The organism is Vibrio sp. 10N.261.54.A5, assembly GCF_041471145.1.
Classification (GTDB): Bacteria; Pseudomonadota; Gammaproteobacteria; order Enterobacterales; family Vibrionaceae; genus Vibrio; species Vibrio crassostreae_C.
Window position 1 is genome coordinate 117769 of sequence record NZ_JBFRNU010000008.1, and the last position, 21351, is coordinate 139119.

Genomic DNA, 21351 nt, shown 5'->3' on the forward strand with positions numbered 1-21351 from the left:
AAGCGCCTTTGTTAAAAACCGTTAGCAACAATCTAGATGATGAGCTTCATCACTAACCTCGGCTCATCATCACCAAAGTAGTTGTCTTCTTGCTTGATGGTAACGAACCCCATCGATGCATAAAGCGCACGAGCCGATGTGTTATTTGGGTCTACAGTGAGCAAAAGCCTAGCATCTCGAGGCAACTGCTCAACCGCCTGTTGCATCAGTTTCCGGCCAACTCCCATGCCACGATAATTCTGGTCTACAGCCAATGATAGGACCCAAAACTCATTCTGCTTGTCTGTGGTTGTCGTTAAGGCATAGCCAGCAATCTTTGAGTCTTGCTTAGCAACCAATAAACCTTTTCCCCAGCAATCAAAGGCCTGACGAAAGAAAAACAGCGGATAGGCGTGAGCGCCAAACAAAGCATGTTCAAGCTGGTAGATATCAGCCAGTTCTTGTTTTTCCGCACAAACAACATTCATAGATAGACCTCATTTAAACCGAACCTCAAGTTTAAGCATGCAAACTCAAAGGTGCTATTAATAATATATCAACAGCCTAAAGGCTTACGAAGTACCTTAACGAAGATGCCACTTAACTAACGCCTGAGGAGTAGATTAGGTTACTTATGTTTTACTGTCGAATAACCAACAAATTTGCGCCAGATAACGCAAGAAAAACCGAGCACGCTTTGTTAAAACGTTTTGCCATTTGTGGCTTAGAGAACCAGTTTCTGAGGTATAAGCCAAATGCCGCGTAGATCGATATCGCGAGCATTTCTAACACTAGAAAGGTGCTACCTAAAACAAAGAATTGAGTATTTACGTTCGCTGAAACATCGACAAATTGAGGAAGGAATGCAGTGAAAATGAGTATCGCTTTTGGATTGCCAGCAGCGAGTGCAAATTCTTGTTTAAACAGACCAAACCAATTCTTATTTCGTTCGATATCCACGACCGGACTGGCGTGTGAGCGCCATAGGTTGAACGCGATCCACAACAGATACATCGCGCCAAATAGTTTGATCAGGAAAAACAGCGTTTCAGAAGTATAAAGCACAACCGCTAAGCCAGATGCAGCCAAAGCAATCATGCCAGAAAAAGCGAGGATTCTTCCTAGGCCTGCGACAAAGGCGGCCTGAAATCCGTAACAACGGGCGTTGTTCATTGATAACAAATTGTTTGGGCCCGGAGTCATGTTGAGCGCAAAACAAGCGGGGATAAACAGCAGTAACTTCCAGATTTCCATTGGTGCTTCCTAATTGCCAAATGCCGTGATTATAAAATCCTTAAACAAGGTCTTATCGTTTATAACAGCATTTCATATCTTTTGTAACTGCATAAAAAATAAGCACCAAATCTATACAGTAAATTTTCAATCAGTTCTCAAAAAACTGTTCGTACTCGGGTGTCGCTAGATTTTCGGCGACACCAATCTCACCGACGAAATAGATAGCGCTCGCAATTGTATCTATCGTTGGGTTTGATTCTCGCTCTGGGAAGTCGCCAACAGCAGGAACAGGTTTTGGCGCAGACACCGAACTACAAACAAGGCTATTACATACCTTGTTTTGATTTTCTAAGGAGATAGCTTCAGGAACGTCAAAGTGCTGAGTGAGTACGTCGTGGTTAGACAATTCAGACGAAGCGTACGATAAGGTTGAGAATAGAGCTGAGAGCACAATCCACTTGTTCATGTATCTTTCCATTGATGGCATTCATTGAATTTATAAATACTATCGAATCTCACACATTATGAACAGTGTTTTATTTTAATTTGCGTGAGACTGCTTACCCAGCATCAACTTGTCGAGCAGAGCTTGCGGGACAACGATCACTGAGTATTTAACAAAGGCCACCAGCGCGATTACACCAACAGCCGATCCAAGAATAAAGTCATGGACATCAACCAACACCAATCCCAGAAGTTGATCACTTGCTATCGCTACTAATGCGATGCTAACTGCGGTTACCCACTTGCTGTGTTCATAAGGTAATTGTTCCATCGCTTGGCTTACAACATACAGAAGCATGAGCCGCACAACATAAGTTGCACAAAGAACCGCGACAACACCCCACACGCCATAAATAGGCGTCACTGTGAAATAACCAATGGCCGCCAAGACCGCACATCCACCTTGAATCCACATTTGAGATTGACTCGAATCGCCACTGAAACAACCAAGGTTAAGATAATCACCTGCATTTTTGATAACGCTAATCGCAAGCAGCGCAACAACAATGGCCCCCGCGTAATGATAACTGCTCGGTAAAATGAGAGAAATAAATCCGGGTACCGTTAGAATCATCAACGAACCTAAAACAATGGCGAGGTTCACTCCGACTAACGCCCTATCGGCACACATCTTACTGCCACCCGGCTGTTGAAGCATCGCCACACGGTTTGGAAACCACCAAAGCGCGTAAGGCTGCAACAACAGACCAAGAATCAACGCGAACTTTCCGCTAACCGCATAAATCGCGAGTTCTTCGACACCGACGAAGCTTGCCATTACCCAGCGGTCGAGCCCCATGATCATATACATTGATGCACCGCCAACCAGAACGGGCAGTCCGAATTTTAAGATCTTCGCCGAGTATTTGAAGCAACCAAAAGATCCCATCTCTTGCCATTGATAACGCACTAAACAAACCATTAGCAACACACTGGATACCGCAGCTGAAATCAACACGCCATCTATACCGTATCCAGCCTCAAGCAAAACAAAAGTCATGATGGCTTGAACACCGGCTTTCAACACATTGAGCATGCAAAAACGTTTCGCCATCGCGTTCATACGCATCAGCGTTAGCGGGATAGAAATCGCCCCATCGAGCATGGTAGGAATAAGCAGAAGCAGTATCTGGTAAGGCTGGAATTCAACTGGCAACATTAAGATTAACAACGGCATACTGAGGGCAATCAAGGCGCCCCCAAGCACGCACACCAGCACGCTCAATGTGAAGCAGTTCGAGACGAGCTTTTGCTTTTCATCACCTTCGGCGACACCCACATAACGATACATGGCATCGACAATACCGAAGCTGAACAATATCGTCCCAATGTCTGCCAGCAAGACAATGGCTTCTAAGGAACCATACTCTGCCAACGTCATATTGTGCGTAATGTACGGGATCATCACCAATGAAATCCCTTTCATCATTAATATACCGATGGCGTAGTAAGCCGACTGCTTTAAAGAACCCATAGTCGTCACCTTTTCCTTACCAAGCTGGCTTTAGGAAACTTTTACAGTCTCCAATTAGGTGTCGCAATGTGCGTTTTTGAGGTGACATGACCAAAGAACGGAAACTGTAGGCAATAGCCTGTCTATTCTGTTGTAAACCTCGATAATAGTCAGCATAACCTTCCAGTATTCTCGCCTTTGCGATTTTGAAGCTAGAAGTGGGTAGATTCCATCGTTGACTGTCATTTTGGTAATGTTGAAGAATAGTCTCTATAGACTGCAAATTTCTCAATTTAAGACTTTCAGTTTGGGTAACAGAGCTCGCTCTCATCAAGTAGCCAACCTGCACCGAGTTCAACACACCGATCTGATGGTTTTCACTCATTCGAAGCCACAGTTCCCAATCTTCCCCATACTTGATGTCAGCATTGAAACTGTCTGTTTGAGAAAACACATCCGCTTTCACCATGACCGTTGATGTTCCAATCACGTTATTTTCTATGATGAACTCCAACGGGTTCTCGATATTGATGAACAGCTCATCTTGATCTTGAAACTGCGACCAGTAACTAAAGCAGTCGACTATTACTTGGTAATCTTCAGTAAGATGCTCGTAGTTAGTAAAGCTCATCGCGAGATCAGGGTAACGTTGATGAAATTCGAGTTGGCGCTCAATTTTTTCAGGAAACCAGAAATCGTCTGCGTCTAAAAAAGCGATGTATTCACCGGTCGCCTTTTCAATCCCTAGGTTTCTCGCTTGAGGCGCACCAACACCCAATGTGGACAACGTAATAATGCGTTCATCGTCTATAGAAGCAAGATACGTCGACGTTCCATCGTTACTGTTATCGTCAATGACAATCAGCTCAACATCTTGATGAGTCTGCTTTAGTACACTACCAATCGCTTTCGGCAGGTAATCCAAACAATTGTAGGTAGGAATAACAACACTTACTTTAGCCATAATGACGCCCTCAGATTTATACGTTATATGGCTGACGTTGCATGTTCTATGCCGAGAGTGTCTTACTACAAAATCACCTCTATATCAGTCACCTACGCGTCCATTCTCAAAATGACGACCAAACACAGATGTTCAAAAAAACTGCAACTCCAATTTGATTATCAATTTGAGAAAACGAGCCACCTCTTAAGGGGTAACCTTCGAAAAGCAATCAGAAAGCCCTCCAAAGCTACGATTCGATCTTGGTTCGTATCTTGCTTTATTGGTTATTACCTTGGCTTGATAGCTTTAGTCATATGGATTTGAGGAGTAAGGAATGAAGAAAGTAGCATTTGTGGCGCCAACCTACCCAGTACTCAGTGAGACCTTCATTCAAACAGAAGTCGAATCTGTGAAAGCGTGTGGGCACGATGTGTGTGTAATGACGTTCAAAATTGAAAACAGTGAAAAACAGTTCGACTACGACATTGTCGAAATAGGTAAAAATGTTCGGAAGGGTAAAGTCGCCAGCATTAACTGGATAGGTTTCATCAAGGCTGTCTCATTTATTTCTAAGCAAACCAGCATGCCCAAAAAGTCACTGTTCGCTTATGGGTTTAAATTAGCGCTGCAACTCGCGGAAAACGACGTCGAACACGTTCACGCGCATTTCTGTCAGCACACCACTGCTCACGCCATCGTCGCGGCAAAGCTGCTGAATATCACCTGTTCGTTCGTTGCTCATGGTCATGATGTTTACGAGTTCGCTTATGACATTGAACATAAAATCTCATCGAGTGATTTTGTGGTTGCAGTGTGTAAAGACATGCTCGCTGACTTCAATACCATGGCGAAAGGAAACATTAAGCTCCTGCACTGCGGAGTGAATACTAAACAATTCCAACTCAACCCAAAAACCGAAACGAAACAACTTCGCTTTGTTTTCCTTGGCCGATTAGTGGAGCAAAAAGGCATCCACCATCTTATTGATGCATTGGCGCCGATTGCCGAACCTCTCGACATTCATCTCGATATCATCGGTACTGGCGATTTAGAGCAACAGTTAAAATTGCAGGTCAAAGAAAAAGGACTTGCTCGAAACGTGACCTTTCTTGGAGCGAAACCTCACGAATGGGTAAAAGAAAAACTATCGAACTATGACAGCCTAATCGCGCCCTTCTGTTTTTCCGAAACCGGATGTGTGGATACAGGGCCTCTGGTTTTAAAAGAAGCGATGGCTGTGGGAACACCAGTCATTACCACCAACATCATGGGATGCAAAGAGATCGTCTCACCAGAGACAGGCTTTGTGGTTAGCGAAAAAAACGTGGAAGAATTAAGAGAAGCGATTGAGCGTTTCGCGCAGCTAAGCAGCAACGATAAAGCATCGATGGGTTTAAAGGCACGTGAGAGAGTGAAAGACAGTTTTAATTCGATCAAACAAGCTCAGCAATTATCTCGTTGGATAGAGAACCCAGCTCAATAAGGATTAACTCAGGCAGTAAGCATCGCAAGGGCTGCTACGTCTCACAAGAACGACTAAGCACCATAAGAAAGCGGAGCACCACAAAACAAAAGAGCGCTACATCAATTTGAAATGTAACGCTCAACTTAGCACTGCCCAATGATCGCGACTTATGCTTTCAGTAGCTTTTCATTAAGAAGCCTAACTAGCCTGCTCGCAGTGCCAAAATAGACTCAATATCTTCGATGTCACGATATTGAGCGAGTTGTTGCTCTTTCGATGAAATAGCCACAATCGACATTCTATCGGCCAGTTCGTTACCTTCAATACCAACGTGACCGTTCACATGGTAGATGGTAATTTTTGAAGCCAGTTCTTGGTAGAGCGCATACGCAGGCTTAATAATATCGAGGTTTTTGATCTCACCGCCAGACTTGGTCCAGCCCTTTTTCTCCCAACCCGTTGCCCACTTAGTAATACAATCAATTGAGTACTTAGAATCACAATAGATCGCAACAGAGAGGCCCGCGTTTAGCTTCTCTTTTGCGAGAATAAACGCTTGCTTAAGCCCATGTAATTCGGCGGTATTGTTGGTACCAACAGGTTGATACAAGCCATACCACAATTCTGTTAATTGGTTGTTTCGGTATACCGCTAAACCCGTCCCCGCTTCACCGGGGTTTGGCTCACAAGCACCGTCAGTAAAGATCTTGATATCAAAAGGCATATCAGTGATTTGCTGCTCCGAAAGAGGCGGCACCTTAGCTTTCGTCGCCTTACCCGCAGAGTTTGGCTTTGTCGCTGTAGAACCTGACGCAGACGACGTTTTACCACCGAAAGCAGACTCAGCCTCGCCTAGTGTTGGGAACGATTTATATCTCGCACCAGCAAAGCCATCGACTTGAGACTTACAGTCATTCCAAGTGGTAAAAATACCCGGTGTACGACCTTTCCAAACCACATAATATTTCTTAGCCAAACTAACTCCTTACCAAAACCTAAACACACAAACAGTGAATCAGTACATTAGATGCCACCACGCTATACGTTGCAAGGTCTATCACTCTAAAACAGGTCTAAAAAAGCTGCGTTCATAACTCACGATGCAATCAACTTCGTCTGCAAATTCAAACGCTTTAATACACTCAGCATCGTTCAACGATTTAATCCGATACTCTTCATAGGCAGCCAAACTTTCAAAGGTAAACAGCGCCAAGGCAATATTGTTCGCCCCTTCCGACGGTAAGAAATAACCATTGTGTTGGCCCCCGAATTTAGCGACCAGTGGAATCCACATTTTTGCGTATGCCTCAAACTCATTTACCTTTTTAGGATCAATCACATATCGAACATAACAAGTAATCATATTTATACAGCCCTTAAATAATAGGAGAAACACAAAGCCTAAGTTGACATTGAAGTTGAAGCTCACGAGAAAAGGTAATCAACCGCGACAAGGTTATAGAACAAAAACACCGCCATGCTAACGCCGATCGTTAGTAGCACATTGCCTGTTTTCCAAATCAATAAGCCAGTCACCACCGCGCCTATCAAGTATGGGTTTTCAAGGCTTGGCCAAAATGTTTGTTCAGGAGCAAATACAATTGGCCCCCAAATCGCAGTCAGCACCGCTGGGCTTGAATAGCGCAATAGGCGCCTTGCGGTTTGATTGAGTCGAAGCGGGATTGCAGGCTCAAGAAACAGATACCGACTAAAGAAAACAATCGCAGTCATGAGGAATATCGTTAACCAAATCATCTCTATTTACCCTCCGCGATTGGCTTATTGCTATTGTTTCGTTCTTGAAATGACTCGCTGAAAAAGCCAGCTAACATGCCAGCAATCGCTGCAATCATCAGCCCGCCTTCAACATTGTTGACCGACATCGCGACCGAGGTGACCAATGAAACAACCACACACACCACGACGGGTAGAGTTCGGATTAATGGAAAAACCAACGCGATAAACGTTGCGGCTACCGCGAAGTCGAGACCGATTTCATTGAGTGACGGGATTTGGCTTCCCGCGACAATGCCAACAAAGCTCGCGATATTCCAAACAAGGTAAAAACCTCCACCTACACCCGCGGCATACCAACGATTAAACTCTTGCTGAGACTGCCCACTACAAATCGCAAACAGCTCGTCGGTGAGCCAAAATCCGAGTAATAGGCGCCAACGCGCAGGAAGATGACTGATTTTGTCACGCATCGATACACTATACAGAAAGTGTCTAGACGTGATGAATAAGGTAGTCAACAACATGGTGCCTAGACCAATACCCGCTTTAAACATACCCGCAGCGACAAGTTGTGCTGAGCCAGCAAATAGAATAGCCGACATCGCTTGCGCTTGAAGCTGATTCAATCCAGCATCTATCGCATATGAGCCCGCAAGAACTCCCCAAGGAATTACCGCAATACTCAAAGGCATTCCCGCTAAAACGCCTTTCCATAACTGTGTTCGTCTATCCATTGTTTCACTGTCCATATCATTCTTTTCTCTCTTCACATTTGCTATTCAATGTAAGAAGAGTGGAGTCGGTTCGATTGTACAAACTTGCTCGATTTCGCGAACGAATTAAGGTGTCCGATTTAGAGCATTTTGATGTATTGCCCCGGCGTGTAGCCATTGGCCTTTTTGAAGTGTCGATGAAAATGGCTTTGGTCGTGAAAGCCACACTCTTGCGCGGTATCTGAAATGGTATGTCCTTGTTTCAATAACTTACGCGAAAGCCTTAACCGTGATTGGATTTGATACGCATGTGGCGGAAGACCAAACTCTTTTTGAAAAGAACGCACTAAGTGAAACGGGCTCAATGCCGCTAACTTAGATAGTTCGTCTAGGGAAACATCGGCTTGTGGAAAATCATCTAAGAACTCTTTAACCAGAACGAGCTGACGCTGAGTTTTGCCATCGAGTTGAGGGTTAAGCGGCGATTTTCCATGTCGGCTAATCAGCTTAACCAACATCCCATACATCAAGGTCTCTCTTAACAGGCGATTGTCGGATTCATCGATCGTGTTAAAGACTAATCTCAATTGATTAGCGAGTTCAGGGTCTTCAACAACCGCTCTTGGGAAATAAGGCGCGCCGTAGTTCGGTAGGTTAAGCTCTTGAGTGATCTTGGCAAGTTGTTCTGGGAGTGGATACATTGCTCGATACGCCCAACCGCCTTCAGTAGCGGAGTGACCGCTATGAACTTCGTCGGCATTGACCAGAATAATCGCATCTTGTGGTGCTATATGATGCCCGCCCGTTCGATAGAAACGCTGAGCGCCCTGCTCGATGACTCCCAGCGTGTAACCTTCGTGGCTGTGGCGCGAGAAGTTCTGCTTTTCGTATTCAGCATTAAGAATTTCAAGGCCACCGAGCTCTTCGGTTATCTTATATTCGGCCTTTTCTTTAGAGCGTTTCTTGTTCTCCATAACAATTCCCAAGCCTGTTGATTATCGAGCGACTTATCAGTCTACTCTATAGTCTCTTTCAGCTTTTGTACAAAATTGCGCTTTTGTTTGTTAATACTGTTTTTGTCGTTGGCTTAATAACGCTCTCTAACTGGGAGGAAAGTCTTGGTCTATAAATAGTTGGCGAATAATTGACAATAATTTAATTATACATGCCAATACTGTCTTCAAATCATCGGCAATAGACCTGATACACCATGAAAAATACGCTAATCCTTTTCTTTTTCCTGAGCCTTACAGGCTGTACGCACAATCAATCCAAAGCACTGAGCATGAACTCCTCGTCGGTTAATACATACCCACAATCGATGTCGAACCTGCAACTGTGCGACACCTTGTATTACGGGCGCTCAAGTAACCAGACACTGGCCGCTATTGGCAGTGAATTCAATCGAAGAGGATTATCCAAGAGTTGGTGTGACACCGAAACCAACAAGCTTTATCTAACAAAGACAATTGATTGGGTTGCTGACCAAGTAGAAGACAAAGAAGATTCAGAGGAAGAAGCGTCGGCAGTGGTGTTGCCAGCGAATTAGAACGGGTTAGCAATGTTGTTTGCTTATTAGCCGAGCTACCTAGTCAGGACTAGCCGAACTTACTTTATTGTTCAGGCACATCATTGATATGTTGTGACACACGAACTAGCTTACTGGTTTTAAAACCCATGCTCTGCGCCCGTTCAATCAGCGAGTCTAAGTCTTTTTTGGTGAACTCTGCAGTGCGATACAAGATCTGTAAGGTATTTTTGGTAGGACCCACCAACAAAGCCTGAGTGTAATCTTCATTCAAGAAAATTACCTTTCTCTGCTTCTCATAAGGGCTATTCGCTTCGACTGAAAACCACGCTTCGGTTTGAGAGCCCTTAAATGTTGCGGCTTGTTCTTTGGTCTTCCACTCATTCTTTTTCGCGTTGTAGCCTCGAGTTGTCAGCTTAAGATTACCGTCAGATTCAAATAAAAAGCTAAACGACAAAGAACCGAGCTTTGATTGCAATGGATGCGGGATAAAACAAGCGGAATACCATGTACCAGCGAAGCGTTCGGCATCAAAGTCAGAGGCGGGGATTTTAGACGTAGGTTTACTGCCACGAAACGTAAACAACAGCTTAATCATTAGCATCGCTAATATTTTGTATGTCATGTCACTTACTCTTTATTCGATTGTTATTAGACCCACACCTTCGATCGCATAATCAGTCGACGAATTGGTCTGTTTTTACAAGCTTAGCCAACAAGGTCTGTAACTGCTTGGATTCGTCTTCACTCAACGCACTCTGAAACTGCTCGCTGATACTATCGACCATAGGCTCACAATATTCGGCAAGCTTCTTGCCCTCTTCCGTTAAAGAAAGAAGTTTTACCTTTTTGTTCGTTTCACTCTTGCTGGCCTCAATAAGGTTCAGCTTAATCGCGTTATCAACCAAACGCTTGGTCACAGAGCGATTTCGAAGCAAGTAATTGGTTAACTCTTGCTGAGTGATTTTGCCATGCTTATCTAACACTCGAAGCGCACCAAACATCTCTAGAGAAATGCCCGAAGTGGTGCCCATCTCAGCGGTGACTTGAGCTCGAAACTGTTTGTAAGCAAAGCCCATTAAGAACATAGGATTGCTGTCGAGTGCATCAATTCCGGTGATGGATAATGCTGGTTGATTTTCCATATATAATTCCTTGGCAGACCACTAATAATACCAACACGATGGACATTAACTCTGCACGAAAGTAGGTATCTTGCAAACCAAGATCGGTTGCTGAAACATAGAGTTGCAATGGTAGCATAGTTCCTAACATCGCTTCAGTATGCATACCTCGCACGCCACCACGACTGCCGCTGATCCAAATTGCTATCATGGTCACCAAGCTTGTTAGTCCAATGATATACACCCAATTATAGGAGTGTTGCCCCGCTAACAAGGTTACGAAGACCAACGCCAATGCACAACCACCAACGTGGGCTTGTAAACAGTTTTTCACCACCATTTGATAGTTCATGCGTTCACTTTGCGCAGCCGCAATAATCACAGGCATCATACAGAACGTCGCGGCAATCAAATCGACCATCATCAAAAATGCTAAACCAACTCCAAGCATGACCACATATATCACTCGCTGCTGGTACGTCACAGGAACACTTTGCATTGGCAGCGGCGACATCGCTTTGGGCGGCTTTAAGAACAGCATCACAAATCTCACCACAACCATGGTCGTCACCATGCTCACTGCTATATCGCGAACCCAGTCCGTCATCGGCATTGGGCCATGTTGTGCAAACACAATCACCAAAAACCAATTGAGCAATGGGATGTAGATTTTCCCAAGTTTGGCAGGCGTGTCGGCCCACCTTCTTGCTAAATCAAATACCCATAAACTGATCCCCCAAACCACTGCCGGGTGTGAGGCAAATAACTGATCGACAAGCAGAGCCACACAAGCGACACCCAAGATAGGGAGAAACGCTTTGAGCATACCTCTCACTGAGTAGTCGTTAATCTTGGTCGCCGCCATTACCGGATAAAGAGCGAGGTACGCCGCAACACCTAGCTGTAGCCAAAGTTGAGCCAACATACCCAAAGACACGATAGCGCTGATCCAAGCTACTTCAGACCAGTTAATCGGGCCTCGAACTTCGTTATTCATAATCTGCCTCTTAGGTCGTAAATCGTTATTTCGTCAGTGGGTAGTCAGTTAGTCGATGATTGAAGAGCACAGTTAAACTAGGTAACGAATGCGAGCTAGCACTTCCATCCATGCACTTCCGATCACATCCCAAAACGTCGCTTCAGGCACCACCATCACGCTCACTTTAGAGCCTGAGAACAATGAGTGATCAAGTGACGGCAACGTTACTTGTGTACGCACTTTTTGTTGGTCTCGAATCCAGCGATCATCATTCACGACTTTCGCGAGGCCGCTGTTGTCGCTGCTCGCATCATAGATAGCCAGTTCACGACCTTGAATATTTCCCTCAAACACCTCACCAGGCATTGCATCAAACACCAAACGAACGGTTGTTCCCGCAGTCAGATTTGCACTGCCCTTTTCGTTGAAGTCTGCGTTAATCCAAGCATGCTGGCGATCAACCAAAAACAAAACGGGGCTGCCAGCGCCAACATAGGTTCCTGAGTTAAGGTTGAGATTGCTGATTACGCCATCAACAGGCGCGACGATTGTCGTTTTGCCCAAATCCAATTGCGCCAGTTCAACGCGAGTTCGAGCAACAGCCAAAGCACCGTTGTCGCTGCTTTTCTCAAGCTCAGCTTTTATCTGCTCAATATCGGCTTGCGCAGCTTCGACGGCTTGCTGTCTTACAATCGTGTCCGATCGGCTATCGTCTAGCGTTTCTTGGCTAACAAGTTTTCTCGAAATCAATTGCTGGTTACGCTTCAATTTTCTCTCGGCATTCAGAGCTTCGTGTTGGCGCTGACGTAACGTCGCTTCCGCGCCATGCAAGTGCTGCTTGTTTGCTTCATAGCTTTGCTCTGCTTCAACCAAAGCCGCTTCAGCCTGAGTTAACGCCAATTCAAAACGAGTTGGATCTAAGCGAACTAGCAGTTCCCCTTTTTTTACATCCTGACCATTCTTAACAGCCAACTCCACCACTGGCGCCGACACTTCTGCAGCAATACGGCTGGTTGGAATGTGCAATTGAGCTTGAGTTGTGAACGGCGCAAGGTTGTCACTTGCCACCAAGAAAAGAGCAAACAAGGCACTGGTGCCAAGTGTTAGATAGAGCATCCATTGATACGCTTTATTAACCATAATGTTTCACCTGCAACAAAATAATGCGCTCATTGTATTGATTTTTGTTTCAGATGCAACATAAATCAAAGGTGAGTATCTTAAAGATCTTGCGAGAAGTACAGCAAGCTACTGTTTATGAAAGATATAAATAGAAATTTAGATAAGAAAAAGTCGTGTAGTTAGTTTGGGAAGCAAGAGTTCCAGAAGTTATCTAATGCCTTTGCTCACAATGATATGCATTAACATTGATGTTCTTTAACATTTGATTAACCAACTTATCCATTAAAACTATAAGGAAATAAAAATGAAGTGGATATTTGTTGTATTCGTCAGTGTTTTCTCAGTATTTACTTACGCAAAAGATTGGAAGCAAATCCGATTTACGGTGGAAGGAGCATACCCACCATTCAGCTGGACAACGCAAGATGGTGAATTAGAGGGGTTTGAAGTCGATTTAGCCAACGCCTTGTGTGTCGAATTAGAAGTAAAATGTATCATCTCAAAAACTGACTGGGACGGGATTATCCCTTCGCTTTTAAGCCGTAAAAACGATGCAATTATAGCGGCTATGACAATTACCGAAGAACGTGAAAAGAAAGTTAACTTCACGATGCCTTACGCTAAAGTTCCCACTCGTTTTGTCATGGAAAAAGGGCGTGAAATCAATATGGATGACGGCAGCTTAAATGAACTAACAATTGGAGTTCAGCGCGCTACCATTGGTGACAAATACCTTTCCGAGATCTACCCAAATGTAGATATCAAGCGTTATGGATCATTCGACGAAGCCTTTACCGATTTACTCAACGGGCGCCTAGATAGCGTGTTTGGTGGTTCTATGGGACTCAATACGGGCTTTCTTGAAACGGAGCAAGGTAAGGACTACCACTTTACGGGTCCTAAATTTACAGAAGAAAAATGGTTCAGGCGTGGTATTGGTGTCGCGGTACGAAAACAAGATAATGAACTCAAAGATCTTATTGATGACGGTATCCAGCGCTTGATCGACAATGGTCAGCATCAAAAAATCGCAAGTAAGTATTTTTCATACAGCATTTACGAATAGTTTGGTATGCAGTGTGGACTAAACTAATTGCGAACTGTGTTCACTTTAGAAAGCATCAGATAGCAAAAAGCCGCTCATAAAGAGCGGCTTTTTTAAGGTCTGGATCAAACAAACACATGTCCAACAGCCCATAAATAAATCAATAACTTATTGTGTAAGAAAACCAGATGATGTCAAATACTAGCACCAAAAGGTGTCACATTTGGGTGAAAGGCAATATTGATCTCTTCAGCATGTAAGAAAGTTACACTACATTCTCGTATTGTTAAAAGGCTAACGACAGAATCGCTTAGTGATCACATAGAGTTTGATCGATCTCTAGCAAGCTTTTGGACAATTCCGTTTTAGCGAAATTGCTAATTCAGCAACACATGGATCATTAAAAGTATGGCAACGTCACTTAACTAACCCACTCAATCTTTATTAATGGAGCAGGCCAGTTCATCTTATGCGGGATGCACATTAGTTCAAATCAGTTAGCTCAAACTCACTAAATTCAGCAAAGTTGGGCACAGTGATTCTGCCGCTAAAGGTGTAAAGCATAACGCCTTGCTCGTGCCCTGATAGTGCGGCAGTGCTTATAATTGACTGCCATGTGTCGTTATCTTGCGTTCGATAATAAGCGCGAACTTTAGTGTCGCTTCTTTCAAGCTTTACCGATACTGTCGACTCACCGAATAATAAGCGATGTTTAATATCAGGCTGACCATTTTGTTCTACAACAAACACCAGCGATCGCGCACCCATAAACATCTCTTTACTGATTTTTATATAGTTATCATTGTCCCAGTAAATCCCTAGTCCAGCCTGCTCGAAACTGAGGTTCGGATCTAGATTAATCGTCACCTCCGCGCTGTATTCTGGCTTGTCTACCGGATAAATAAAGATGTTTTTTACATCATTAGCGCCAGCACCAAAGATATTGCCCTCTTGAACTTGCATTGTAAGCACTTCATTTTTAAACGACCAGTGCTCTGGGTTTTCATTTTGAATCGTCCAATTATCTAGATTGTTTATCATTGCGCTGTTCCTTACTATTAGATCATACGTTGGCGGAGTTGATAGAAAATATCGTCAAGATTGCCAAGATTTTGCAGCTTAATTCGGTCTAGTTCTTTTTGTACGCTGTCATACATAAGCTGATTTCGCATATCACTCAGTGTGGCGTAATAGTGCATGCGGCGACCTAAAACAAAGTTATTCTGGTCGTTTTCACTCATCATCATAAAGTGCTCAATGGTGCGCAAAAATGTCTCTTTATCTTGTGGTAATTGTCCATTAAGTTCCGTCAATACATTGATGCCATGGAAGTTGCCATAATTACCCGTTATGCCGTCTAGCTTGCTGATAAGCTGATATTGTTCTTCAAGCATCTCTCGCTCTGTTAGTGGTGTAAATTGGCCGTTTTGTACTAACTCATCCAATTCAGTTCCCGATTTAACCGCCAGCGAGAGTATGCGAATTTCGTCTGGGTTGATTTGATTCAGTAGCTCGGCCGTTGCTGCGATATGTTGCTCTGACAGTTCTTTTCCACCTAAGCCAAGGATAATGAAGGTCATCATTTTCATACCCGCTTGCTTGGCATATTCGGCTGACTTCAAGATTGATTTCGGGGTGATCCCCTTTTTCATCAGTTTTAGAACCTCGATAGATCCCGACTCCATACCGCAGTAAAGCATGTTTAGCCCAGCATCGCAGATTGCTTTCATCTCCGCTGGCGATTTTTTAGTCATGGTCTGCGCCCGGCCATACGAGCTGATCTGTTTAAGCTCCGGAAAAGCCTCTTTCAGTGTATTGAGCACGTCAAGTAAGTCTTGGGTTTCCATGGCGAATGAGTCGCCATCTTGCAAAAAACAGCTATCAAAGGTTCTGTTTTTATAAAACGCCCTCGCCGCCCAGATATCACGCTTAATATCTTCAACCGGACGAATAGAGAACTCCATGCCTTCAAAAAGGGTGCAGAACTTACATTTATTCCACGGGCACCCTTGTGTGGTTCTGATAAGCAAACTGTCTGCTTCTGATGGTGGGCGTATTGGGCCCTGTTGAAAATGTATCTGTGACATGGCTATTTATCCAATGAATTGAAATTGATTTGGCCATCCTACGGCAAATTTTACACGGTAAAAACGCGGTATTATTTGAATTATTATCAAAAACAAATAGATAAACACCGTGCACATCACCACACAACGCGATCTAATTCCCTCATTATGGTCAGACTTAAAAATCAATTCTCAAACTAAATTTGATAATAAATCAATTTCTAGACTGTTTTTACTTTGCAATAATCACCGTAATATACACCCAAACCAACAGCGCAGCACACCATCAGCTGCTTCAACTCCATACAAAGGAACACACTATGACTAAGCTAACTATCGTTGCAAACATCGTGGCCAATGAAGACAAAATCGAACTGGTAAAAGCAGAGCTGTTGAAATTAATCGACGTCACTCGTGCCGAAGACGGTTGCATCAACTATGACCTCCACCAAGACAACGAAAAACCAGCACACTTCACTTTCTACGAAAACTGGGTATCACGTGAACTTTGGCAAGCACATATGGGTAATCAACACCTTGCCGATTATATGGCAGCAGCTGAAGGCTGTGTGGCTAGCTTCGTTGTAAACGAAATGACCCAAATCGCTTAAGCCAACTTTGTATACCCCCTTATTTGAGTCAATGGCTTTAAAAGTTTTTTGCTCAAATACACTTGTTTTCATCTACGTATTTTCTTGGTTTACATATCATGATCACAGACCTTTGGTTTTATGTTGCAGCGATACCTGCCGTTTTTTTCTATGGCATGGGCAAGGGAGGGGTCGGCGGTATTTTGGGGATGCTATCGGTACCTTTGATGGCGATGAGCGTGTCGCCAGTTCAAGCCGCTGCGATTTTATTACCATTATTGTTTGGTATGGATTTAATGGCGCTGTTTTACCACCGCAAGAACTGCAATTACGTCGAGCTAAAAAGTATGATGCCCTTCGCTATTTTGGGGGTGATGAGTGCTGCTTATTTTATGGGTAGTCTGTCAACATCTGTAGTTGAACTTATCATTGGGGGGCTGGCTTTGGTCTTTTTAACACAAAAGTTTCTGCTAAAGCAGGTTCAATTTAGCCACCCGATAAAGGGCTATGCCTTAAGTATGTTGTCTGGGTTTTCCAGTACAATTGCCCATGCCGGTGGTCCGCCTGCAAGCATGCATCTACTGCCAAAAAATCTGCCGAAAGAACAATTAATCGGCACCAGCGTAGTATTTTTCACGGTGCTTAATTTTATTAAGTTGATCCCATACAGCTATATGGGGCTGCTCGATATGCAAAACTTGATGACCTCGTTAGTTTTGGTGCCGATTGCGTTTTTAGGGGTTAGAGCCGGTGTGTGGATGGTGAATATCATCTCTCAAGAGTTGATTTACAAGATAAGTTATAGCGTTCTGTTTCTTACGGGAACAAAGATGCTCTATTCCGGCCTCACGGCACTTTAAATGCGATTTTAAAACCTCTTTTTCTTTTATCATAAGGTCACGTTATGTCTAACATTATCAATCTCGGGATTACCGATTTATCTTTTCATCGCGTTACTGCATCGATAGTTAGCCATGTCTTAACTGATATGGGTTTTCAGGTGGAACGTGTCTACGCACCACATCAAGAAAATTTCCAAAATCTAAAAGTGGGCCGTATCGACATGCTCTCTTCTGCCTGGTTACCTTCAAGCCACGGTATCTATAAATCCGATGTTGAAACGGTAGAGCCTTTGTTAGAGTTAGGTTTGCACTATAAACCGTACGCTCTATGGGGGGTGCCCGATTATGTACCTGAGGAGGTTGTTTCACAAATCAGTGACCTATTAAAACCAGAAGTCGTTAAGCGCACCAACAAACACATTCAAGGTATTAACCCAGGTGCTGGCATTACCCGATTCTCTATTGAAATGATGGACCAATATGGATTAAGCGATGTGGGTTATCATTTTCACTCTGGTTCAGAAGAGGATTGCTTTGGTGCCTACGAGCGTGCGGTTGAAAATAATGAGTGGGTTATTGTGCCATTGTGGAAACCACAGTTCTTGCACCACCTATTTACTATCCGTGAATTAAAAGAGCCCAAAGGATTATTGGGTAGCGTTGATCGCGCCATATTATTACTTCGACAAGAAAGATCAATCGTATTTACCCCAGCACAGTTGGCACAGCTAGATCAATTGCGCTTTTCAAATGAAATCATCGCAGAATTGGATTACAAGGTTTGCCGTGCGGGATTAGCGGTTGATGATGTGACTCGTGAGTGGTTGGACAACCATCAGTAGTTAAGACCATCACCGCTTTACTGAGGGCTGGCAATTTCCACGCCCTCACAACCTCAACAGTTAACCCAATAGAATCCCTTTGTCCTTCATTTGGATTAGAATCTGTTCGGTCTTTTCTCTAAGCATATCCCTTAATAGGCGGACGGTTGGGGTAATAGATTGTCGGCTTGGGCATATTAACCAAAGCTCAGTGGAAGTCGGTTTATAGTCTGCCATTACATTGACCACTTTCCCTGTTAGCAAGTCATCGGCCATATCGAGGCAAGACTTGATTGCTACCCCTTTCCCCGCCACACACCAGCGCCGAACAAGATCGCCATCATTAGATGCTCTGTTACCTTTCAGTTTTACCTTAATGTCCTCTTTTCCATCATTAAACAACCACTCATTTTGCAAAATATCATGTAACTGGTAAAACAGGGCATTATGTTCAAGCAGATCATCTGGCTCGGATGGAGTACCGTATTTTGCTAAATACTCCGGGCTGGCGCACAACAGCCTTGGCACATCACAAATTTTAAAACCGTACATACTCGCATCGGTTGGTGAGCCATAGCGCAGCGCCATATCAACAGAATCTCGATAAAAATCGATGTTGCTGTCACTGATACCGGAGCGAAGTGAAACGTCTGGGTAGTCCAACAAAAATTCATCAAGCCAAGGTGTGACCACATTTCGGCCCAAATCAGACGAAAGGGCGATGCGGATCTCTCCATCAATAATCCCTAGCTCTTCACGCATGTTCATTTTGGCTTTTTCAAGCATCTTCAACGCCTCTTCACACTGAGGCAAATAACGCTCGCCGGCAGAAGATAAGCGTAAATGACGAGTCGTTCGTACAAATAATTCAACCCCTAATGATGCCTCAACACGTTTCACCGCCGCACTTGCCGTTGCCGTGCGCATATCCAGATTTGTCGCAGCAGCAGTGATGCTGCGAAACTCTGCGACTTTTAAAATGACCTGAAAATCCTCTAAGAGCATAACCGTTACCTTTTAATCAGTGTGTTAACAAAATCTGAAAATGACTATCCCTTTATATCGCACCACATGAAATATTAAAAGATTATTATCAAATTTTAATTGGTAATTATTCAATTGACGGGCTGTTTTTCATTGGTAATGTTCGCACTATTATACCTCCATACCAACAACGCAGTGCGCTAAGCACGGCACTAACTCAGAACGAAGGAAACTCCTATGACTACATTAACGATTGTTGCAAACATCAAAGCCAATGACGACAAAATTGAACTTGTGAAAGCTGAGCTACTAAAACTTATCGAGATAACTCGTGCTGAAGAAGGTTGCATCAACTATGACCTTCATCAAGACAACGACAACCCAGCGCATTTTACTTTTTATGAAAACTGGGTATCACGTGAACTTTGGCAAGCTCATATGGGCAACCAGCACCTTGCTGACTACATGACAGCAACCGAAGGCTCTGTCGCAAGTTTCACTGTCAACGAAATGACCAAGATCGCTTAGTTAAAAATTAACGTATTTAAACATTCAATTATCAAAATAGATTTGAAAGTATTTACAATATAAGTCAGTAATTGAGTGTAGTACCTGTACTACATTTAGTGAGTAACTCAATATGACATGACGAGTTGCCCTATCACTAAAACATTAAAGACATCAAAATTACCGACGATTTCGGTATCAAATTTAAAAGGAACATCCCATGACTACATTAACGATTGTTGCAAACATCAAAGCTAATGACGACAAAATTGAACTGGTGAAAGCCGAGCTACTAAAGCTTATCGACATTACTCGCGCTGAAGAAGGTTGCATCAACTATGACCTTCATCAAGACAACGAAAACCCAGCGCATTTTACTTTTTATGAAAACTGGGTATCACGTGAACTTTGGCAGGCTCATATGGGCAACCAGCACCTTGCGGACTACATGACAGCAACGGAAGGCTCTGTCGCAAGCTTCACAGTCAACGAAATGACTAAGATCGCGTAACGACAACATAAAACAAGCTTGTTATAGCACTATGCCCTGACTAAAACGGTTAGGGCATCAAAGAACACCAATGAGGCTCGACATGAAAAATATCAAAATCTTACTAACACTTGCGACTGCGATGATAGTTAACACAGCGCAAGCGGCTGATATCGAAGTGGTTGCCAAGCTTGATGGCACACGACCAGGGAACATTACAGTAACGAAGCAGGGGCGTACTTTCCTTTCTATGCAACCCCTTGATGCACCTGAACTTCGTGTTGTTGAATTGATGAAGGATGGCTCAACCAAAGCATTTCCAACCCAAGACTGGGCAGATGGTCCAGATAAAGGTGAGGTTGGTTTGGCTTCAGTAATCGGTATTGATAGTACCGATGATGGTGTTGTGTGGGTGTTAGATATGGGCAGTGAAACTTCGCCTTCGCAAATTGTTGCATGGGATACCGTCAACGATAAGCTATTTAAACGCATTGAAATTGGAAAAGACGTACAGGTCGGTAACTCTTTTTTACAGGATTTTGCATTAGATACACTGCGTAACCAGATGTACATTGCCGATACGAGTTTAGGTAATCTGTATGGCGAAGCTGCGCCTGCCTTTGTTGTTGTAGATTTAAATACAGGTAAATCTCGCCGCGTTTTGCAATCAAATAAAGCACTGCTTTCACCTGAGCATGAGGTTGTGATTGATAGTTCTCGTATGGCGACAAAGCGTGAAGATGGTAGCGTTGATGCGCTTTATCTTGGTGTGAATCCAATCACTATTGATGCAAATAATGAATGGCTATATTTTGGTACAGTCAATGGTAGTGCTATCTACCGTATTCCTGCCGCTGCTCTTGCTAACACAGCGCTTAGTGAAGATGCATTGGCCGAGCAGATTGAATTTTTCAGTGAAAAACGTCCAAGTGATGGCATGATTATCGCAGATAACGGTGATATCTATGTCGGTGATATTGAGAAAAATGCTGTTGGTGTGGTGAATAAAGACGGCTACAAAATCTTTGCACAAGATGACAAGTTATTGTCATGGGCAGATGGTTTCTCTATCCAGGGTGATTACTTGTACGTCACTCAAAACTCTCTTCACTTCCACCCTGCTTTTAACGAAGGTGAAGAAGGTTCTAGAAAGCCATATCATGTCTTGCGAATCAAATTAGATTAAGGCGACAGTAGATAGATACGTAAATATCAAGCGT

Annotated in this window: 26 protein-coding genes; 9 read left to right on the forward strand and 17 right to left on the reverse strand. The window is 43.6% G+C overall.

Annotated elements, in window-relative coordinates; all coding sequences use genetic code 11:
* Positions 1–32: 32 nt before the first annotated feature.
* The 5 genes from AB4329_RS02550 to AB4329_RS02570 all read right to left on the reverse strand — a co-directional run bounded on the left by AB4329_RS02550 (position 33) and on the right by AB4329_RS02570 (position 4136).
* Positions 33–467: an N-acetyltransferase gene (locus tag AB4329_RS02550; protein WP_017062214.1), complete on the reverse strand. Its 435-nt coding sequence runs from the start codon at positions 465–467 to the stop codon at positions 33–35.
* Positions 468–618: 151 nt separating this feature from the next.
* Complete coding sequence (locus AB4329_RS02555) at positions 619–1233, reverse strand: LysE family translocator (protein WP_102320553.1); 615 nt, start codon at positions 1231–1233, stop codon at positions 619–621.
* 130 nt (positions 1234–1363) lie between these two features.
* Positions 1364–1681: a hypothetical protein gene (locus AB4329_RS02560; protein ID WP_372137627.1), complete on the reverse strand. Its 318-nt coding sequence runs from the start codon at positions 1679–1681 to the stop codon at positions 1364–1366.
* Positions 1682–1756: 75 nt separating this feature from the next.
* Positions 1757–3193 (reverse strand): lipopolysaccharide biosynthesis protein, encoded by a 1437-nt coding sequence (locus AB4329_RS02565; RefSeq protein WP_017067059.1) that lies wholly within the window; start codon positions 3191–3193, stop codon positions 1757–1759.
* Positions 3194–3209: 16 nt separating this feature from the next.
* Positions 3210–4136 carry a glycosyltransferase gene (locus AB4329_RS02570; protein ID WP_017062218.1) on the reverse strand — a complete coding sequence of 309 codons (927 nt, stop codon included), beginning with the start codon at positions 4134–4136 and terminating at the stop codon, positions 3210–3212.
* Positions 4137–4452: 316 nt separating this feature from the next.
* Between AB4329_RS02570 and AB4329_RS02575 the strand changes: the two genes are divergently transcribed.
* Positions 4453–5601 carry a glycosyltransferase family 4 protein gene (locus AB4329_RS02575; RefSeq protein ID WP_372137628.1) on the forward strand — a complete coding sequence of 383 codons (1149 nt, stop codon included), beginning with the start codon at positions 4453–4455 and terminating at the stop codon, positions 5599–5601.
* A 184-nt stretch (positions 5602–5785) separates the two neighbouring features.
* Here AB4329_RS02575 and AB4329_RS02580 read toward each other — a convergent pair whose 3' ends face one another.
* The 5 genes from AB4329_RS02580 to AB4329_RS02600 all read right to left on the reverse strand — a co-directional run bounded on the left by AB4329_RS02580 (position 5786) and on the right by AB4329_RS02600 (position 9007).
* Positions 5786–6559, reverse strand: a complete 774-nt coding sequence (locus tag AB4329_RS02580) for a viroplasmin family protein (protein WP_372115107.1) — start codon at positions 6557–6559, stop codon at positions 5786–5788.
* A gap of 81 nt (positions 6560–6640) precedes the next feature.
* Positions 6641–6946: an NIPSNAP family protein gene (locus tag AB4329_RS02585; RefSeq protein ID WP_017070270.1), complete on the reverse strand. Its 306-nt coding sequence runs from the start codon at positions 6944–6946 to the stop codon at positions 6641–6643.
* A gap of 62 nt (positions 6947–7008) precedes the next feature.
* Positions 7009–7338, reverse strand: a complete 330-nt coding sequence (locus AB4329_RS02590; RefSeq protein ID WP_029235401.1) for an AzlD domain-containing protein — start codon at positions 7336–7338, stop codon at positions 7009–7011.
* A gap of 2 nt (positions 7339–7340) precedes the next feature.
* Complete coding sequence (locus AB4329_RS02595; RefSeq protein WP_372137629.1) at positions 7341–8069, reverse strand: AzlC family ABC transporter permease; 729 nt, start codon at positions 8067–8069, stop codon at positions 7341–7343.
* A gap of 104 nt (positions 8070–8173) precedes the next feature.
* Complete coding sequence (locus AB4329_RS02600) at positions 8174–9007, reverse strand: AraC family transcriptional regulator (RefSeq protein ID WP_017070269.1); 834 nt, start codon at positions 9005–9007, stop codon at positions 8174–8176.
* Between the two features lie 236 nt (positions 9008–9243).
* Here AB4329_RS02600 and AB4329_RS02605 point away from each other — a divergent pair, with 236 nt between their 5' ends.
* Positions 9244–9582 carry a hypothetical protein gene (locus AB4329_RS02605; protein ID WP_017084570.1) on the forward strand — a complete coding sequence of 113 codons (339 nt, stop codon included), beginning with the start codon at positions 9244–9246 and terminating at the stop codon, positions 9580–9582.
* Between the two features lie 64 nt (positions 9583–9646).
* Here the strand turns inward: AB4329_RS02605 and AB4329_RS02610 are convergent, their stop codons facing one another.
* From AB4329_RS02610 to AB4329_RS02625, 4 genes are all read right to left on the reverse strand, one after another.
* The gene (locus tag AB4329_RS02610) at positions 9647–10186 is read right to left on the reverse strand and encodes a lipocalin family protein (RefSeq protein ID WP_372133964.1); all 540 of its coding nucleotides are present in this window, start codon (positions 10184–10186) and stop codon (positions 9647–9649) included.
* A gap of 52 nt (positions 10187–10238) precedes the next feature.
* Positions 10239–10706, reverse strand: coding sequence for a MarR family winged helix-turn-helix transcriptional regulator (locus AB4329_RS02615; protein ID WP_017062227.1), 468 nt, complete (start codon positions 10704–10706; stop codon positions 10239–10241).
* Positions 10669–11682, reverse strand: a complete 1014-nt coding sequence (locus AB4329_RS02620) for a DUF2955 domain-containing protein (RefSeq protein WP_017070267.1) — start codon at positions 11680–11682, stop codon at positions 10669–10671. Before AB4329_RS02620 ends, AB4329_RS02615 begins: the two co-directional genes overlap by 38 nt.
* A gap of 72 nt (positions 11683–11754) precedes the next feature.
* Positions 11755–12804 (reverse strand): HlyD family secretion protein, encoded by a 1050-nt coding sequence (locus tag AB4329_RS02625; protein ID WP_372137630.1) that lies wholly within the window; start codon positions 12802–12804, stop codon positions 11755–11757.
* 286 nt (positions 12805–13090) lie between these two features.
* On the opposite strand from AB4329_RS02625, the gene AB4329_RS02630 reads away from it, so the two are divergent.
* A complete protein-coding gene (locus tag AB4329_RS02630; RefSeq protein ID WP_372137631.1) occupies positions 13091–13852 on the forward strand; it encodes a transporter substrate-binding domain-containing protein in 762 nt (253 codons plus the stop codon).
* Positions 13853–14314: 462 nt separating this feature from the next.
* Here the strand turns inward: AB4329_RS02630 and AB4329_RS02635 are convergent, their stop codons facing one another.
* Both AB4329_RS02635 and AB4329_RS02640 read right to left on the reverse strand, forming a co-directional pair.
* Entirely contained in the window at positions 14315–14872 is a 558-nt protein-coding gene (locus AB4329_RS02635; RefSeq protein WP_198589518.1) for a DUF1349 domain-containing protein, read from the reverse strand.
* Positions 14873–14889: 17 nt separating this feature from the next.
* On the reverse strand, positions 14890–15918 hold the full coding sequence (locus tag AB4329_RS02640) for a radical SAM protein (RefSeq protein WP_055023927.1): 1029 nt from the start codon (positions 15916–15918) through the stop codon (positions 14890–14892).
* A 299-nt stretch (positions 15919–16217) separates the two neighbouring features.
* Between AB4329_RS02640 and AB4329_RS02645 the strand changes: the two genes are divergently transcribed.
* The 3 genes from AB4329_RS02645 to AB4329_RS02655 all read left to right on the forward strand — a co-directional run bounded on the left by AB4329_RS02645 (position 16218) and on the right by AB4329_RS02655 (position 18171).
* Positions 16218–16508, forward strand: coding sequence for a putative quinol monooxygenase (locus AB4329_RS02645; RefSeq protein ID WP_102322251.1), 291 nt, complete (start codon positions 16218–16220; stop codon positions 16506–16508).
* Between the two features lie 98 nt (positions 16509–16606).
* Positions 16607–17347: a sulfite exporter TauE/SafE family protein gene (locus tag AB4329_RS02650; RefSeq protein WP_136978158.1), complete on the forward strand. Its 741-nt coding sequence runs from the start codon at positions 16607–16609 to the stop codon at positions 17345–17347.
* A gap of 44 nt (positions 17348–17391) precedes the next feature.
* Positions 17392–18171 (forward strand): glycine betaine ABC transporter substrate-binding protein, encoded by a 780-nt coding sequence (locus AB4329_RS02655; protein ID WP_102322250.1) that lies wholly within the window; start codon positions 17392–17394, stop codon positions 18169–18171.
* Between the two features lie 60 nt (positions 18172–18231).
* Here the strand turns inward: AB4329_RS02655 and AB4329_RS02660 are convergent, their stop codons facing one another.
* Positions 18232–19155, reverse strand: coding sequence for a LysR family transcriptional regulator (locus AB4329_RS02660; RefSeq protein WP_102380584.1), 924 nt, complete (start codon positions 19153–19155; stop codon positions 18232–18234).
* Between the two features lie 216 nt (positions 19156–19371).
* Here AB4329_RS02660 and AB4329_RS02665 point away from each other — a divergent pair, with 216 nt between their 5' ends.
* The 3 genes from AB4329_RS02665 to AB4329_RS02675 all read left to right on the forward strand — a co-directional run bounded on the left by AB4329_RS02665 (position 19372) and on the right by AB4329_RS02675 (position 21317).
* On the forward strand, positions 19372–19662 hold the full coding sequence (locus AB4329_RS02665; RefSeq protein WP_102322248.1) for a putative quinol monooxygenase: 291 nt from the start codon (positions 19372–19374) through the stop codon (positions 19660–19662).
* 199 nt (positions 19663–19861) lie between these two features.
* Complete coding sequence (locus tag AB4329_RS02670; protein ID WP_055026561.1) at positions 19862–20152, forward strand: putative quinol monooxygenase; 291 nt, start codon at positions 19862–19864, stop codon at positions 20150–20152.
* Positions 20153–20234: 82 nt separating this feature from the next.
* A complete protein-coding gene (locus AB4329_RS02675; protein ID WP_102322247.1) occupies positions 20235–21317 on the forward strand; it encodes an L-dopachrome tautomerase-related protein in 1083 nt (360 codons plus the stop codon).
* Positions 21318–21351 lie beyond the last annotated feature (34 nt).

Bases quoted from the DNA above. Each gene is read 5' to 3' on its own strand.
- AB4329_RS02565 (WP_017067059.1), bottom strand. From the start codon at position 3,193: ATGGGTTCTTTAAAGCAGTCGGCTTACTACGCCATCGGTATATTAATG.
- AB4329_RS02630 (WP_372137631.1), top strand. From the start codon at position 13,091: ATGAAGTGGATATTTGTTGTATTCGTCAGTGTTTTCTCAGTATTTACT.
- AB4329_RS02670 (WP_055026561.1), top strand. From the start codon at position 19,862: ATGACTACATTAACGATTGTTGCAAACATCAAAGCTAATGACGACAAA.
- AB4329_RS02625 (WP_372137630.1), bottom strand. From the start codon at position 12,804: ATGGTTAATAAAGCGTATCAATGGATGCTCTATCTAACACTTGGCACC.
- AB4329_RS02585 (WP_017070270.1), bottom strand. From the start codon at position 6,946: ATGATTACTTGTTATGTTCGATATGTGATTGATCCTAAAAAGGTAAAT.
- AB4329_RS02600 (WP_017070269.1), bottom strand. From the start codon at position 9,007: ATGGAGAACAAGAAACGCTCTAAAGAAAAGGCCGAATATAAGATAACC.
- AB4329_RS02595 (WP_372137629.1), bottom strand. From the start codon at position 8,069: ATGGACAGTGAAACAATGGATAGACGAACACAGTTATGGAAAGGCGTT.
- AB4329_RS02575 (WP_372137628.1), top strand. From the start codon at position 4,453: ATGAAGAAAGTAGCATTTGTGGCGCCAACCTACCCAGTACTCAGTGAG.
- AB4329_RS02610 (WP_372133964.1), bottom strand. From the start codon at position 10,186: ATGACATACAAAATATTAGCGATGCTAATGATTAAGCTGTTGTTTACG.
- AB4329_RS02560 (WP_372137627.1), bottom strand. From the start codon at position 1,681: ATGAACAAGTGGATTGTGCTCTCAGCTCTATTCTCAACCTTATCGTAC.
- AB4329_RS02555 (WP_102320553.1), bottom strand. From the start codon at position 1,233: ATGGAAATCTGGAAGTTACTGCTGTTTATCCCCGCTTGTTTTGCGCTC.
- AB4329_RS02590 (WP_029235401.1), bottom strand. From the start codon at position 7,338: ATGATTTGGTTAACGATATTCCTCATGACTGCGATTGTTTTCTTTAGT.
- AB4329_RS02640 (WP_055023927.1), bottom strand. From the start codon at position 15,918: ATGTCACAGATACATTTTCAACAGGGCCCAATACGCCCACCATCAGAA.
- AB4329_RS02605 (WP_017084570.1), top strand. From the start codon at position 9,244: ATGAAAAATACGCTAATCCTTTTCTTTTTCCTGAGCCTTACAGGCTGT.
- AB4329_RS02655 (WP_102322250.1), top strand. From the start codon at position 17,392: ATGTCTAACATTATCAATCTCGGGATTACCGATTTATCTTTTCATCGC.
- AB4329_RS02550 (WP_017062214.1), bottom strand. From the start codon at position 467: ATGAATGTTGTTTGTGCGGAAAAACAAGAACTGGCTGATATCTACCAG.
- AB4329_RS02650 (WP_136978158.1), top strand. From the start codon at position 16,607: ATGATCACAGACCTTTGGTTTTATGTTGCAGCGATACCTGCCGTTTTT.
- AB4329_RS02635 (WP_198589518.1), bottom strand. From the start codon at position 14,872: ATGATAAACAATCTAGATAATTGGACGATTCAAAATGAAAACCCAGAG.
- AB4329_RS02615 (WP_017062227.1), bottom strand. From the start codon at position 10,706: ATGGAAAATCAACCAGCATTATCCATCACCGGAATTGATGCACTCGAC.
- AB4329_RS02675 (WP_102322247.1), top strand. From the start codon at position 20,235: ATGAAAAATATCAAAATCTTACTAACACTTGCGACTGCGATGATAGTT.
- AB4329_RS02660 (WP_102380584.1), bottom strand. From the start codon at position 19,155: ATGCTCTTAGAGGATTTTCAGGTCATTTTAAAAGTCGCAGAGTTTCGC.
- AB4329_RS02645 (WP_102322251.1), top strand. From the start codon at position 16,218: ATGACTAAGCTAACTATCGTTGCAAACATCGTGGCCAATGAAGACAAA.
- AB4329_RS02570 (WP_017062218.1), bottom strand. From the start codon at position 4,136: ATGGCTAAAGTAAGTGTTGTTATTCCTACCTACAATTGTTTGGATTAC.
- AB4329_RS02665 (WP_102322248.1), top strand. From the start codon at position 19,372: ATGACTACATTAACGATTGTTGCAAACATCAAAGCCAATGACGACAAA.
- AB4329_RS02620 (WP_017070267.1), bottom strand. From the start codon at position 11,682: ATGAATAACGAAGTTCGAGGCCCGATTAACTGGTCTGAAGTAGCTTGG.